Source organism: Ferruginibacter sp. SUN002 (assembly GCF_050611725.1).
Taxonomy (GTDB): domain Bacteria; phylum Bacteroidota; class Bacteroidia; order Chitinophagales; family Chitinophagaceae; genus Ferruginibacter.
The window spans coordinates 1,492,918-1,506,786 of the sequence record NZ_JBODJB010000001.1 but is presented as its reverse complement, the minus strand read 5'-3'; the positions used below and the strand labels follow the sequence as shown (position 1 = coordinate 1,506,786).

The window sequence follows — 13,869 nt, the reverse complement described above, 5'->3', positions numbered from 1 at the left end:
TAGTTTCTTTGTTAAAATATTCTGTTGCCTTTCTCCCCTTTAGGGGATGGGGGCTTAATTCTTCAATCTATTTAAAAAGTTTACGTCTATCGAATGTGTATTTCTATAAGCCATTACTATTATCGCCAATCCAACACTTACCTCTGCTGCTGCTACTACCATGATAAAAAAAACAAACACCTGAGCATCAGTTGCTGCAGAAGGGTTAAGTGCTGTAGTTGCAAGGTTATGCATTTTCGAAAATGCAACCAATAACAAATTCACTGCGTTCAACATTAATTCGATGCACATAAATATAATAATAGCATTACGACGGGTTAATACGCCAATGATACCAATGCTGAATAATGCAATCGCTAGAACTATGTAATAATATACCGGCATAATAATTTTATAGTTTTACATACAAGCCCATACCCATAGTTTGAGAGGCCGGTTGTATTGAAAAAATATTTTTAATCTTCTTTTTAACTACTCCGTTGAAAATATCGGTTGCTTTATAAGCAGCTCCTTTAGTCAGGAATTTTGTTACTAGCCCTGAAGCTATTGTACTTAATCCTCCAATCAATGCTCCTTTATAATCTTTTGCGATGGATGCCTTATCAACCGCTTTGATTGTTCCGTACAAAGCAACAGCGCCACCGGCATAAGAAGCAATCTTATAAACTGTTCGTCCTGTTTTAAAGGTTTTAAATAATTTATTGATCTGTTCGTTTTTCTTTAACCCAAATATCTCCCCTACCTTATTGATCTTTGGAATGCTTACATTTCCCAAAGAGAATTTTGGCGCAAACCCTTTTTTTACATGCATTACTTTGCCCAAAATATCATCTACATTCAATATCTTATTTAGATCAATCTGTGCCGAGCTGCTTTTTACAACAACTACCGAAAGCATAATAACTATAAACCTTTTAATCATCTTCGCTATATAATTTTTATTAATTAGGTTCCTTTTTTGAGATAATCACAGCACCGATCATTGCACTGAGAAACAAAACACTGCTTATTTCAAACGGAAAAACATAATCAGTAAAAAGCGCCTGTCCTAAATGAGCAATCAATCCTGAATTACCATACTGCAATTGCGTTGGTTGATAACTTATTGCACTTTGTTTGAGTGCTGCTACTAACACCAAAAGTAAACTGCAACCTGCAATGGTACCTCCGTATAATAAATATTTATTTTTCTGCGGCGGTTCAGAATCGGCATTCAAGTTCATCAACATCACCACAAATAAAAACAACACCATAATTGCGCCGGCATATACAATGATATTTACAATAGCTAAAAACTGAGCATTCAGTAAAATATAGTGACCGGATATGGCAAAGAAAGTAATGATCAAAAATAAAATACTGTGTACAGGGCTTTTACTAGCAACCACCATAATAGCAGAGCCTAGAGCAAGTACACTTAAAAACCAAAACAATATTTCTGTTACGCCCATTATAAACTATGAATTATAAATTATGAATATGAATTACCGCACACTCACTCTACCACCTTTTGCTTTCTCGTACGCTTCTTTTTCTGTGATGGGATGGGGTATCAAAAGATCTTCCTTCCCATAAATAAAACCTTTACGCTGGTAATTTGCCGGAGCAAAAGTTTCACTTAAATAGATAGCATCTTTCGGACAAGCCTCTTCACACAAACCACAGAATATACAACGCAGCATATTGATCTCATACTTCGCTGCATACTTTTCTTCTCTGTATAAATTTTCTTCCCCAACTTTTCTTTCTGCAGCTTCCATAGTAATGGCTTCTGCCGGACAGGCTACTGCACACAATCCACAAGCAGTACAATTTTCTCTTCCTTCTTCGTCTCTGTTCAAAATATGTAATCCTCTGAATACAGGACTAAAGGGTCTTGTTTTTTCAGGATAGTTAACCGTTGGCCTCTTTTTAAACATATGACCAAAAGTAATGGCCATTCCTTTAAAAATAGCAGGCAGATAAAGTCGCTCCATGAAACTCATCGGCTTTCGATTAACCTGCTTTACTTTATTCGTTAATGCTTGCATATATTTTTTATTAGAGCAACACTAAAGTTGCGCAAATATCTTTTATTGTTTAAAAATGCCAGTTGTTTTGTTGTAACAATACAAGAGCACCCGTTACCAACATATTTACCAATGCCAAAGGCAATAATATTTTCCAACCTAAATTCATTAATTGATCGTAACGAAATCTCGGGATCGTCCATCTTACCCACATGAATAAGAATAGGAAACATACTGCTTTACCAAGGAAGCAGAATGTATGCAACAAGGCAGTCCAGTTAGTTCCTATCTGCTCAGCCAAATGAACATCATTCACAAAAGGAATATCATAGCCACCGAAAAACAAACTCACCATTACCGAACTACTGATGAACATATTAATGTATTCTGCAAACAAGAAGAAGCCAAGTTTCATTGAAGAATACTCTGTATGATATCCGCCGATCAATTCATTTTCGGCTTCAGGCAAATCAAATGGTGTACGATTACATTCAGCGAAAACACAGATCAAAAATATGAGGAAACCAAGTGGTTGTTTAAAAATATTCCAGTAACCGTCCATTTGAAAACCTACCATTGTTTTTAGGCTAAGCGTACCCGTTACCATTAGTAAGGCAATCAATGCAACTCCCATTGCCAATTCGTAGCTAATGATCTGCGATGCTGCTCGTAAACCACCCATCAGGGAAAATTTATTATTGCTTGCCCAGCTACCGATCATAATTCCATACACACCCATACTTACAACACCAAACACATACAATATTCCAATATTCACATCTGTGATCTGCAAGGAAATATCTCTGCCAAAGAAATGAACTTTATCTCCCCATGGAATAACGGCGCCTGTCATCATTGCTGTTAGCATTGCCAAGCACGGCCCAAGGATGAATAGAAATTTGGATGAAAAATTAGGAATGATCTCTTCTTTGAAAAATAATTTCAACCCGTCTGCAGCAGGTTGCAACAAACCAAATGGTCCGGCTCTGTTAGGGCCACGTCTATCTTGCATAATCGCTGCTACTTTTCTCTCAGCCCAGGTTGCATACATAGCAATTACTAATGATGACATTACCACCACTACTATCAGCGCTAATTTTTCAATAATTAAAATCCAATCAATTGCTAAAAGCATATCCTTTTATTAAAATTTTCTCTTAATCTTTTTTAAATGTATCAGAATGAGCAGGACCATTGATCTTGCTCAATTCAACATCCAACTTATTTACTTCGCTAACATTATGTATATCCATCAATAATTTAGGTGCCCTGCCTCCCATTACCGCTTGTACTGTTTCTTTAGGTTTTATGGTATTTACATAATGACCTTGAGAAATCACTGAATGACGATTAACTTTTGTTGGTCCTTCAATTACCCAATCGCTTGTTTTCTTTGTATCAAAACGACAGGTATTACAGATCCAACCAGACTTACCATCATAGCTTTGTACTTCACCCCATTCATCTTTACGGGCAGTAACTCTAAACACTTCTTCTCCACGTAACCACAACGTTGCTTTACCGCAGCAATCAGGATTGGTACAATCTCTGTGAGCATCTACGGGTTTAGTAAACCAAACCCTGTTTTTGAAACGGAATGTTTTATCTGTCAATGCGCCTACCGGGCAAACATCGATCATGTTGCCGCTGAAATCATTATCAATTGCTTTGGAAATATAGGTAGATATTTCTGCATGATCACCTCTGTCTAAAATGCCATGGACACGTTTATCTGTTAATTGATCGGCAACATATGTACAACGATAACAAAGAATACATCTTGTCATGTGTAATTGAATGTAAGGACCGATATCTTCTTTTTCAAACGTTCTTCTGTCAAATTCGTAACGGGTTCCTTCTTTACCGTGACTATATCCTAAATCTTGCAAGTGACATTCGCCTGCCTGGTCGCAGATCGGGCAATCCAGCGGATGATTCAGTAATAAAAATTCAACCACGCCATTTCTTGCATCAATCACTCTTTCGCTGGTAATATTTTTTACGATCATTCCATCCATCACATTCGTTCTGCATGATGGAACCAATTTAGGCATTGGTCTTGGATCGGCAGTTGACCCTGCAGCTACCTCCACCAAGCAAGTACGGCATTTACCACCACTACCTTGCAACTTACTGTAATAGCACATTGCAGGAGGTGCAACATCGCCGCCTATTTGACGAGCAGCATTTAATACTGATGTACCAGGCGCAACATCTATAGTGATGTTATCGATAGTTACTTTAAAAGTTTTTATTTCTTCTGCCATAATTATTATTTCACGCTAAGATCGCTGAGGAGCGAAGGCGCAAAGTTTAAATTATAATTTATTTACGATTCTATGAATCCCATCTTTAATTAGAGGAACATTAAAATTGATTAACATTCCTAATTTTATATTTGTCAATTTCAAATAAGTTAATAATTGTTTGTAATGAATATCAGCTAAAGCTTCTACTGATTTCAATTCAAGAATAACTTTATTTTCGATTATTATGTCTGCCCTAAAACCTATTTCCATCCTAATCTCCTCATGTACCAATGGTACTCCTTGTTGTCGAGTAAATGTTATTCCAATCTTAGTCAATTCATAGCAAAAAATTTCTTCGTACACACTTTCAAATAAACCCGGACCGTATTTTCTGTGAATCATTATGCACAAATCAAAAACTATTTTTGATATTTCATTCTCAGTCATAGATATTCTCTTTGCGCCTTCGCTCCTTTGCGACCTTAGCGTGAAAACTAAACCGCAGTTGGAATATGAATCGGATCTGCATAATGCGCCAACCCATAATTCCTTTTTTGTGATTCTTCAGGATTCAATACATGCCATTCAAACTCATCTCTAAAATGCCTGATAGCTGCTGCAACCGGCCATGCCGCTGCATCACCTAAAGGACAAATTGTATTGCCTTCAATTTTGCGTTGAATGTCCCACAACAGATCAATATCTTTTATTTCACCTTTTCCGTATTCGATCTTCTTCAATATTTTTTCCATCCAACCTGTACCCTCACGGCAAGGGCTACACTGTCCGCAGCTTTCATGATGATAGAATCTTGCTAAACTCAATGTATGACGAACAATACATTGATCTTCATCCATTACAATAAAGCCTCCACTACCCATCATCGTACCTGTTGCAAAACCACCATCAGCAAGACTTTCATAGTTCATCATTCTTTTCTCTCCTTTTGCTGTGGTCAATAACAAATTAGCCGGTAAGATAGGAACCGATGATCCGCCGGGAATACAAGCCTTTAATTTTTTACCATTGGGAATACCTCCACAATACTCATCGCTGAAAATAAATTCTTCAACAGAGATGGTCATATCTATTTCATAAATACCCGGTTTATTAATATTTCCGCAGGCAGAAATTAATTTTGTTCCTGTACTTTTCCCAACTCCGATCTTTGCATATTCTTCACCCCCTTCGTTGATGATCGGAACAACAGCTGCAATCGTTTCAACATTATTTACAACAGTTGGTCTTTCCCAAACACCTTTAACAGCAGGAAATGGCGGTTTAATTCGTGGATTGCCTCTTTTACCTTCCAGACTTTCTATCAAAGCAGTTTCTTCTCCACAGATATAAGCTCCTGCACCACGTTGTACATATATTTCACAATCGAACCCAGAACCCAAAATATTTTTACCTAAGAAACCATTTTGTTTTGCTTCAGCAATGGCTTCTTCTAAAATATCTACGATCCATGCATACTCTCCACGGATATAAATGTAGCTAACATTACTGCCAAGCGCAAACGAAGAAACGATCATTCCTTCGATCAAAATATGAGGAATGAATTCCATTAAATATCTATCCTTAAAAGTACCCGGTTCGCTTTCATCTGCATTCACCACCAAATGACGAGGCACGCCTTCAGGTTTTGCAATGAAACTCCATTTCATTCCTGTAGGGAAACCTGCACCGCCTCTACCACGTAATCCGCTTTTCTTAACTTCTTCAACGATATCGGCTTCTGACATTTTCAATGCCTTTTCTACGCTTCTATAGCCTCCTTCACGACGATATACTTCGAAGCTGCGGATGCCCGGAACATTTGCTTTATCTAATAATAATTTTCTACCCATTGATCCTGATAATTATTTCTTTAATTCGTTGGAACTTTTACACTTTGTCTTGCAATGATCTTCCACTTACCGTATAATTTTTGCCAAACTTGCAATACATTTAATTTCAACAAAGATTCTTTTCCTTCTTTATTTTCTGTTGCAGACAAAATATGTCGTACTACCGCTGTATTTCCAACAACTTTGATACTTACTTTTTCCGTCTTCACATCTTTGTAAGTTGATACATTGGCCAATGCCTTTGTGATCATAGTTTTTTTATCTTCTACATTACCCCCTGAATGACCATAAGTAACATCAGCAGCAACCAACTCAGCCAAAGCCACACTATCTTTATTTACAAAGATGGCCTTGTTCAAAGCTTCTACATTTTTCCAAACCTTAGCCTCAACAGCAGGAGTCTGAGCAAAAATTGTAGATGTAAAAAGCATCATTGCGATATAAAACAACCCTATTTTCATGTACACTCAATTATTGATTATTATAGATCGAAATAACATTATTTAAATACCGATCGCCTTTAGATGCTTTGTCATGTTTACTAAGTGCATTGTATTTTTTCATTTCATCAACAGCAGGTTTATGATCTGCTATCATTTGCTCAAGCACTTTTATCTCAAATTCCACAACCGGCGATTTATCTCCTTTTTGAAGAAAATACCAATCAAATACACTTTTTACAACATCCCCTTTTGCATCTTCATTTGTTATTTCAAGAAACCTGTAAACGTTTATCTTACCTTTTACAATTCTTTCGTCAAACCCATTTTTTGTATCCTTTCGGTAATACTTGTTAAGATATTGGGCTGCGGCAACTTCCTTATACCAATACTTTTTACCATCAACAAGCACACTCCCTCTTCTCTTTGCTAAAACATCACCTAAACTGAATTGAGTAATAGTACCCATTACAATTCTACCATCATTCAACTCAATAAAATCTGTTCCACTCTGTTCTCCTGCATTTTCGTTGCCTTTCAAAGTTGGCATTGATGTTAAAGGCATACATCCAACAAATATGAAAGAGAATATTATAAAAACAACATATTTATTTATTCGAATCAATATTAATTTTTTAATTCGCTTTACTTCTGCACTCCTCAATTATCGCATCTACTTTTTCTTTTGTTAAATGTTCTCTATAAAACTTCCCCAACTGCATCATTGGCGCATAACCGCAGGCACCAAGGCATTCAACCGTTTTTAAAGTAAACATTCCATCGGCAGTTGTTTCACCAACACCTATGTTTAGCTTTTGTTTGATGTAATCAATGATATTGTCGCTGCCATTAAGCATACACGGGCCTGTTTGACACACTTCAAATAAATACTTGCCAACAGGTTTCAAATTATACATACTGTAAAAGCTTGCTACCTCATATACTTCAATTGGTTCGATACTTAATAAAGATGCTACATAATCCATCACAGGCACATCCAACCAACCACCAAATTCATCCTGTGCCATGTGCAATACCGGCAACAAAGCGCTTTTTTGTTTGCCCTGAGGATAACGGGAAATAATTTCCGCTACTTTATTTAATTTTTCTTTTGAAAACTCAACACTCATAATTCTTTATTCAAAATTTTTTATGCGTCTAATTCTCCCGCAATCAAGTTCAAACTACTCATTGTTATAACAGCATCACTCAACATACCACCTTGTACCAATTCAGGATATGCTTGATAGTAAATAAAACATGGTCTGCGGAAATGCAGTCTGTATGGCGTTCGGCCGCCATCGCTAATTAAATAAAAACCTAACTCACCATTTGCACCTTCAACACTACTGTATAATTCACCTGCAGGAATTTCCGTTTCACCCATCACAATTTTAAAGTGATAGATCAACGCTTCCATTTTTGTGTACACATCTTTTTTCTCGGGCAAATAATAAGCTGGTGTATCAGCATGGTATATCTCTGCTTCCGCACCTTTGAATTCCTGCACCTTTTTATATGCCTGATTAATGATGCTCAAACTTTGCCACATTTCATCATTACGCACTAAGAAACGATCATAACAGTCACCCGTAGTACCTACCGGAACAGTAAAATCAAAATCTTCGTAACTACTATACGGTGTGTGTAAACGAACATCGTAATCAACACCAGCTGCACGTAAGTTTGGACCCGTAAAACCATAGTTCAATGCTCTTTCAGCACTGATAGGACCGCAACCAATGGTACGTTCCATAAAAATACGGTTACGGGTAAACAGGTTTTCAAACTCTTTTAAAGTTTTTGGGTATTCTTTTAAGAATTTTTCGAGTTTTTCGAACGCTGTATTAGTGAAATTCCTTTCAAAACCGCCAATACGCCCAATATTAGTAGTAAGACGGGACCCACATACTTCTTCATATATTTCATATATTAGTTCACGGTATTGCATCAGGTATAAGAAACCTGAATAAGCACCACTATCCACACCTACAATTGAATTACAGATCAAGTGATCGCTAATACGAGCTAACTCCATGATGATGATGCGTAAATAATCAACACGTTTTGGCGTTTGCACTCCCAATAATTTTTCGCAGGTTAAATGCCATCCCATATTGTTAATTGGCGATGAACAATAATTCAACCTGTCTGTAATAGGAGTGATCTGATATAGTGGTCTGCGTTCTGCTAATTTTTCAAAGGCTCTATGAATATAACCCACAGTGGATGTAGCTTTCATGATACGTTCACCATCCAACTCCAAAATATTCTGGAATACGCCATGCGTTGCAGGATGCGTCGGTCCAAGGTTTAGCGTGGTGGTTTGTTTCTCTATCGAGCCTTCAGGTAATAAAATATGATCTCCTGTTTCTACCATTAATTTTTATTTTTAACCCCTATCCCCTAAAGGGGTATTGATTATGTTTTGTTGTTTTTATTTTGCCAACATTTGTTTTCCATGGCAACATCGTTGTGTCACTCTCTTGTACCGCATCGCTTTATTCATCCTCCTCAACACATCATCAAATTTTCAAATCTCCAAATTACCAAATCATCTTCCAAACATCTCATCATCCTTGTCAATCCTCGTCTGATCTTCCAACGGAAATTCTTTCCTCATTGGGAAATAATCCATCTCATCAACATTCAATATTCTTATCAAATTGGGATGACCAACAAAATTTACTCCGAAGAAATCGTAAGTTTCTCTTTCCATAAAATTTGCTGATTGATACAATGCAGTAGCACTATACACATCAGGACTTTCTACTGAAGTGAAAACTTTGAAACGAATACGTACATTATCGATCAGGTTATGCAAGTGATAAACTACTGCCAATTCTTCTCCAATTCTTTCAGGATAATGCACTGCTTGCAGATCGGTTAAAAATTGAAATCTTAATTCAGCATCATCAAACAAAAACTGTAAAATTTTTAAGTTCAGATCTTTCGGAGCAGTGAATGTAAGCATACCATAGGGCTCCTGCCAATCAGTTAATACATCTCCGAACTTTTCAGTTAGTTTTTGTTTTATAAAATCATTGCTTAACCCCATAAAATAAATTCGAAAAATAAAAACTTACAGAACTTAATGAATGTAAATTTTTAATTTTTAATTTTTAATTTTTAATCTATTGTATTCCGTATTCTGCCAACATATCTTTATACTTCTCGCCATTTCTTCTACGTAAACTTTCATTACCTACCAATTCCTGGATCTTTAAAAAACCATCCAAAATTGCTTCCGGTCTTGGGGGGCAACCCGGCACGTATACATCAACAGGTATTACCTGATCGATGCCTTGCAATACAGAATAAGTATCAAAAATACCACCACTGCATGCACAAGCACCAACCGATAAAACCCAACGTGGCTCTGCCATTTGCAAATACACCTGACGCAAAACCGGTCCCATTTTTTTTGAAATTGTGCCCATCACCATCAAAAGATCGCATTGGCGTGGAGAAAACCCTACCCGTTCACTTCCAAATCTTGCAAGATCGTAATGGCTTGCCATGGTTGCCATGAATTCAATTCCGCAACAACTGGTGGCAAACGGTAAAGGCCAGATGGAGTTTTTCCGAGCAAGGCCTACAACTTTTTCTAAAGAAGTTGCCATAAAGCCATCACCCATGAAGCTCTCTGGAGCTTCTACCATTTTAAGTTTAGTATTATATTGTACCGGACGCATATTTTTTAATGTGCTGATTTGCTAATGTGCTAATCTGCTGATTTTTTTTATTCATTAGTGCTATTTCAATCCTCCTTCTATTTTAATCAGCACATTAGCATATCGGCTAATTAACTAATCAAGTTTTAATCTTCCCAGTTTAAAGCACCTTTCTTAAAGATATATATTAATCCTGCTACAAAGGCAGAAACAAACATCACAACTGCTAAAAAACCTTCCCACCCTAACTCTCTAAAGTTTACCGCATATGGGTAAAAGAAAATAACTTCCACATCAAACAACACAAATAAAATGGCTACTAAAAAATATTTAATAGCCATCGGCTGACGGGCATTACCCTTAACTTCTATACCGCTTTCAAAATTTTGAAGCTTTTCTGCTGAATTTCTTTTTGGACCAAAAAAATGGGTAAGTCCCATCATTGTTGCAATAAAACCAATCGCAAAAAACAATTGAATACCAATTGGCAAATAATTTGCTGCACTGTTGGCCGGAGATGATTGGAGTAAGAAAAAATCCATATATGTAATTAATACGCAAAAATAAGGTAGGTATATCAAAAAACAACTTACAATCTAAAAGAAAATCCCTATCTTTTAAAAGATAGGGATTGTATTATTTTATTTAGTTTTTTTCTTGGGAGCTGCTTTTTTAGGTACTGCCTTTGTTATAGGCACTTTTGGAGTTTCAGGCTTTATTTCAGGCCTAGGTGCCGTAGGTGTTGTTTGTACCGGTGTTGTTGGTGTCATTTTCATTGATCCAATTGCGGCCTTATTAGAAATTGCTTCGGTATTGGTAGGTTCTAACAGCAATATCTTATCGCAATATGCGATAGCTGTGGCCTTATCCTTTTTAATATTTACATAGTATTCTACCATATACTTGTAGCTATAAATAAGATAAGACTTGTTTTTTGCTGTATCCAATTCACCTAATTGAATTGTTTTTTCCAAAGGAGCAAAAGCCAGGCCAAGTACCATACTGGTATCAAGAGCACGACTATATTTACCCAATGTATAAAAGCCATAAGTTTCTTCAGGATATTTTTGAGTATATTGAGTAAATACAGCTACAGCAGTGGCATAGTCTCCCGATCTAAAAGAATTATCGGCTGCATTGTACAGATCATTTCTATTTGGAGATTTTTTAACTGCCAATAGCTTATTATACCATTTAGCTGCATCTTTATACTTTTTTTGCGCTTCATAAGTGGTAGCAGCTGTTTTCAATAACGCCACTTTTCCGGCTTCGGTTGTATCTGCTGCAACTGCCTTATCAAAATAGATAGCTGCTACTGAGTCGTTACCTGGAAGCTTCAAAAGCGTTCTTGCATATTTATCATAATCTTGCCCTACGATTTTATCAGGGTTTTGTTTACTGAAATAAATTTCAAAGGCAGTTTTAGCGTTTACAGAATCATTCATGTTAAAATATGCTAATGCCTTTACCTGGTAGATATATGGATAAGGCGTTGCCGAGGTCGCAATGCATTTATCGGATTCCGTTATAGCTTCGGAAAATTTTTTGGCTGCTAATTTCATCGCCGCAGTATAATAACATGAATTTTCTTCATCAGTCCCTTGGGCCTCAAGATACTTGGCAAGGTATGTTTCCGCTTTATTGATATCGGTTTCATAATAATATCTATAAAGGTTGTAATATACAACCGGAAATGCCGGATCCATTGCAATAGATTCTTCATATTTAGGAAGATAAATATCTTCCTGATTAATTCCTTGCGTTTGGTATATTTTACCAATTTTATAAGAAGCTATTGCATAATTCTTATTTAAATTCAAAGCTCCTTGATAAGAAAGCTGTGCATTACCCCCTTCAGATATTCGTCTGTAAGCATCACCTAAATTGATATATACATCCGGATCCTTCATTCCTTTCAATGCTGTTGCCTGTTTCAACTTTTCAATAGCATAAGCAGCATCACCTTCTTTTATATCTACATTCGCAAAACCAATTGCATTGAGTACAGCAGCATTTTTACCATTACTTAAACTGATGGCCGTTTCAAAACGTTGACGGGCTTCCTGCGTTTTACCTTCAGCCAGTTCTACATGCCCCATTCCAACAATAAGTAGGGGGTTATTTGATGCAGTTGTAAGTGCCTGTTGATATATTGCTTTTGCTCCGGCAATATCACCATTTGCAATAGCAATCTGCCCTAGCCAATAGGTTGCATCCGCATTATTGATCTTATTAAAAATAGTTTTTGCACTTTTATACTTTCCATAAAAGAACATTTTCTTACCATCTTCCAAACTTTGTGCTTTTACCGTACTTAAAATAAACAGTGAAGCTGCAATCCATAATCCCGATTTAATCTTACTCATTTTTTGTTTTTTTAACTTTGCAATGATATTTAATATTGCCTATATATAGACGAGAAAAAAGTCTAATCGTTGTTTAATGTTTCGTTAATCTTTACACTTCTTATTCCAAACTTCATAACTGGTGCCAGATATGCCCTTCTAAAAATCAACTGTCCTCGCTCATAATGCAAAAAAGCAGCAAAACCTGACCCCAGTCCGCTGTAATTTTCTTTTACGATATAATACAAACCACGTACCAAAGGATAACGCCTGCTTTCTATACTCGCTTGTGTAGGCTTAACATAGGGCATCTCGTCACAGACACTACATTGTATATATGCTATTTTTACCTTTTTAAGCATATTTACCTGTGCGGTATCCTCAGGATTACCAATCCAGCTTATACCTACTACTCCAATAGCCTGTTCATCGGTTGCTATATACTCGAGTACCTCCTTACTGTTTTTTGCTGCCTTGACAACCGAAGTGTCAAATTGCTTTCCTTTCAATATGCTATCAATTGCAAATCGAACTGAACTGGTTGCACTCAACCCATCAAAAACTACTTTTTTTTCTTTTCCCTTTGCTCCAGAAAGCAGGTTTCTAAGTTCCGAAAGCGTAAACACGGTATCATTGCTATTTTTATTTACCACTACAGCTATAGCATCGGATGCAATTTTATCAGTAAGTGGTGAGTAATTTAATGTTGCATCGAAAGCCTTGGATTCTTCTTTTGTAAGCCCTCGTGTTACAATTACCATTCTGTTTAAGGAATCATTGTACAAATCGTTAAAGCATTCTGCTTCCGGTTTGTAGTGAGCGATTATTTTGGTACCCGGAAAAGAAGCTTCATATGCACTTATCTGTTCTTCTATAACAGGTCGGAAACTTTCATCCACACTAATGTGTATTGTTCCTGATGTAGGGGAATCCGTTACCTTGTTTGCATCACTATCATTGCAGGATACAACAAATACCAATAGCACCAAAAATGATATGATGGTAAAATATTTAATTAATCGATTCAACTTCTAAAATAGTTTTTCTTGTATCCTCTGTAAATTCTAAACAATCCATACAACCAACAAATCACTGCAAATACTTTAATGATATCAGGATCGTATCGATCAATATATTGTTGAGTATATTTTGTTGGAAACATAAAAAAGAATCCAACAGCAATCATAAATATTCCCATACTATAATTTGTAATAGTACGCATACGAATGATTCCTTTCTCCCTTTCACTCATTTCTTCTTTTTCAAATTCTTCCAAGGCCATATTATTTTTTTTGAGTTGGC

At 36.5% G+C, this 13,869-nt stretch carries 18 protein-coding genes; all 18 read right to left on the bottom strand.

What is annotated here, in order from left to right:
- Positions 1–54 precede the first annotated feature (54 nt).
- The gene (gene nuoK / locus ACQ33O_RS06660) at positions 55–384 is read right to left on the bottom strand and encodes an NADH-quinone oxidoreductase subunit NuoK (RefSeq protein ID WP_430994786.1); all 330 of its coding nucleotides are present in this window, start codon (positions 382–384) and stop codon (positions 55–57) included.
- Between the two features lie 7 nt (positions 385–391).
- The gene (locus ACQ33O_RS06655) at positions 392–922 is read right to left on the bottom strand and encodes a hypothetical protein (RefSeq protein ID WP_430994785.1); all 531 of its coding nucleotides are present in this window, start codon (positions 920–922) and stop codon (positions 392–394) included.
- A 19-nt stretch (positions 923–941) separates the two neighbouring features.
- Positions 942–1,451, bottom strand: a complete 510-nt coding sequence (locus ACQ33O_RS06650; protein WP_430994784.1) for an NADH-quinone oxidoreductase subunit J family protein — start codon at positions 1,449–1,451, stop codon at positions 942–944.
- Positions 1,452–1,484: 33 nt separating this feature from the next.
- A complete protein-coding gene (nuoI, locus tag ACQ33O_RS06645; protein WP_430994783.1) occupies positions 1,485–2,030 on the bottom strand; it encodes an NADH-quinone oxidoreductase subunit NuoI in 546 nt (181 codons plus the stop codon).
- A 49-nt stretch (positions 2,031–2,079) separates the two neighbouring features.
- Positions 2,080–3,144 (bottom strand): NADH-quinone oxidoreductase subunit NuoH, encoded by a 1,065-nt coding sequence (gene nuoH, locus ACQ33O_RS06640; RefSeq protein WP_430994782.1) that lies wholly within the window; start codon positions 3,142–3,144, stop codon positions 2,080–2,082.
- Between the two features lie 22 nt (positions 3,145–3,166).
- The gene (locus ACQ33O_RS06635) at positions 3,167–4,276 is read right to left on the bottom strand and encodes a 2Fe-2S iron-sulfur cluster-binding protein (protein ID WP_430994781.1); all 1,110 of its coding nucleotides are present in this window, start codon (positions 4,274–4,276) and stop codon (positions 3,167–3,169) included.
- A 51-nt stretch (positions 4,277–4,327) separates the two neighbouring features.
- Positions 4,328–4,705, bottom strand: coding sequence for a GxxExxY protein (locus tag ACQ33O_RS06630; RefSeq protein ID WP_430994780.1), 378 nt, complete (start codon positions 4,703–4,705; stop codon positions 4,328–4,330).
- 47 nt (positions 4,706–4,752) lie between these two features.
- The gene (gene nuoF / locus ACQ33O_RS06625) at positions 4,753–6,108 is read right to left on the bottom strand and encodes an NADH-quinone oxidoreductase subunit NuoF (protein WP_430994779.1); all 1,356 of its coding nucleotides are present in this window, start codon (positions 6,106–6,108) and stop codon (positions 4,753–4,755) included.
- A 20-nt stretch (positions 6,109–6,128) separates the two neighbouring features.
- On the bottom strand, positions 6,129–6,569 hold the full coding sequence (locus tag ACQ33O_RS06620; protein ID WP_430994778.1) for a nuclear transport factor 2 family protein: 441 nt from the start codon (positions 6,567–6,569) through the stop codon (positions 6,129–6,131).
- A gap of 10 nt (positions 6,570–6,579) precedes the next feature.
- On the bottom strand, positions 6,580–7,113 hold the full coding sequence (locus ACQ33O_RS06615) for a hypothetical protein (protein WP_430994777.1): 534 nt from the start codon (positions 7,111–7,113) through the stop codon (positions 6,580–6,582).
- 70 nt (positions 7,114–7,183) lie between these two features.
- Complete coding sequence (nuoE, locus tag ACQ33O_RS06610; RefSeq protein WP_430994776.1) at positions 7,184–7,678, bottom strand: NADH-quinone oxidoreductase subunit NuoE; 495 nt, start codon at positions 7,676–7,678, stop codon at positions 7,184–7,186.
- A gap of 20 nt (positions 7,679–7,698) precedes the next feature.
- Complete coding sequence (locus ACQ33O_RS06605; protein WP_430994775.1) at positions 7,699–8,928, bottom strand: NADH-quinone oxidoreductase subunit D; 1,230 nt, start codon at positions 8,926–8,928, stop codon at positions 7,699–7,701.
- Between the two features lie 174 nt (positions 8,929–9,102).
- Positions 9,103–9,606, bottom strand: a complete 504-nt coding sequence (locus ACQ33O_RS06600; protein ID WP_430994774.1) for an NADH-quinone oxidoreductase subunit C — start codon at positions 9,604–9,606, stop codon at positions 9,103–9,105.
- 76 nt (positions 9,607–9,682) lie between these two features.
- A complete protein-coding gene (locus tag ACQ33O_RS06595) occupies positions 9,683–10,243 on the bottom strand; it encodes an NADH-quinone oxidoreductase subunit B (protein WP_430994773.1) in 561 nt (186 codons plus the stop codon).
- A gap of 125 nt (positions 10,244–10,368) precedes the next feature.
- Positions 10,369–10,764, bottom strand: a complete 396-nt coding sequence (locus ACQ33O_RS06590) for an NADH-quinone oxidoreductase subunit A (RefSeq protein WP_430994772.1) — start codon at positions 10,762–10,764, stop codon at positions 10,369–10,371.
- 99 nt (positions 10,765–10,863) lie between these two features.
- Complete coding sequence (locus ACQ33O_RS06585) at positions 10,864–12,588, bottom strand: tetratricopeptide repeat protein (RefSeq protein WP_430994771.1); 1,725 nt, start codon at positions 12,586–12,588, stop codon at positions 10,864–10,866.
- Between the two features lie 62 nt (positions 12,589–12,650).
- The gene (locus ACQ33O_RS06580; RefSeq protein WP_430994770.1) at positions 12,651–13,595 is read right to left on the bottom strand and encodes a PstS family phosphate ABC transporter substrate-binding protein; all 945 of its coding nucleotides are present in this window, start codon (positions 13,593–13,595) and stop codon (positions 12,651–12,653) included.
- Positions 13,592–13,849, bottom strand: a complete 258-nt coding sequence (locus tag ACQ33O_RS06575; RefSeq protein ID WP_430994769.1) for a hypothetical protein — start codon at positions 13,847–13,849, stop codon at positions 13,592–13,594. The genes ACQ33O_RS06580 and ACQ33O_RS06575 overlap by 4 nt, the downstream gene beginning before the upstream one ends.
- Positions 13,850–13,869 lie beyond the last annotated feature (20 nt).

Coding starts and splice junctions, on each gene's coding strand:
- nuoH (WP_430994782.1), bottom strand. CDS start 3,144: ATGCTTTTAGCAATTGATTGGATTTTAATTATTGAAAAATTAGCGCTG.
- nuoF (WP_430994779.1), bottom strand. CDS start 6,108: ATGGGTAGAAAATTATTATTAGATAAAGCAAATGTTCCGGGCATCCGC.
- ACQ33O_RS06615 (WP_430994777.1), bottom strand. CDS start 7,113: ATGCCTTTAACATCAATGCCAACTTTGAAAGGCAACGAAAATGCAGGA.
- ACQ33O_RS06585 (WP_430994771.1), bottom strand. CDS start 12,588: ATGAGTAAGATTAAATCGGGATTATGGATTGCAGCTTCACTGTTTATT.
- ACQ33O_RS06600 (WP_430994774.1), bottom strand. CDS start 9,606: ATGGGGTTAAGCAATGATTTTATAAAACAAAAACTAACTGAAAAGTTC.
- ACQ33O_RS06595 (WP_430994773.1), bottom strand. CDS start 10,243: ATGCGTCCGGTACAATATAATACTAAACTTAAAATGGTAGAAGCTCCA.
- ACQ33O_RS06635 (WP_430994781.1), bottom strand. CDS start 4,276: ATGGCAGAAGAAATAAAAACTTTTAAAGTAACTATCGATAACATCACT.
- ACQ33O_RS06575 (WP_430994769.1), bottom strand. CDS start 13,849: ATGGCCTTGGAAGAATTTGAAAAAGAAGAAATGAGTGAAAGGGAGAAA.
- ACQ33O_RS06650 (WP_430994784.1), bottom strand. CDS start 1,451: ATGGGCGTAACAGAAATATTGTTTTGGTTTTTAAGTGTACTTGCTCTA.
- nuoI (WP_430994783.1), bottom strand. CDS start 2,030: ATGCAAGCATTAACGAATAAAGTAAAGCAGGTTAATCGAAAGCCGATG.
- ACQ33O_RS06590 (WP_430994772.1), bottom strand. CDS start 10,764: ATGGATTTTTTCTTACTCCAATCATCTCCGGCCAACAGTGCAGCAAAT.
- nuoK (WP_430994786.1), bottom strand. CDS start 384: ATGCCGGTATATTATTACATAGTTCTAGCGATTGCATTATTCAGCATT.
- ACQ33O_RS06605 (WP_430994775.1), bottom strand. CDS start 8,928: ATGGTAGAAACAGGAGATCATATTTTATTACCTGAAGGCTCGATAGAG.
- ACQ33O_RS06630 (WP_430994780.1), bottom strand. CDS start 4,705: ATGACTGAGAATGAAATATCAAAAATAGTTTTTGATTTGTGCATAATG.
- ACQ33O_RS06620 (WP_430994778.1), bottom strand. CDS start 6,569: ATGAAAATAGGGTTGTTTTATATCGCAATGATGCTTTTTACATCTACA.
- ACQ33O_RS06655 (WP_430994785.1), bottom strand. CDS start 922: ATGATTAAAAGGTTTATAGTTATTATGCTTTCGGTAGTTGTTGTAAAA.
- nuoE (WP_430994776.1), bottom strand. CDS start 7,678: ATGAGTGTTGAGTTTTCAAAAGAAAAATTAAATAAAGTAGCGGAAATT.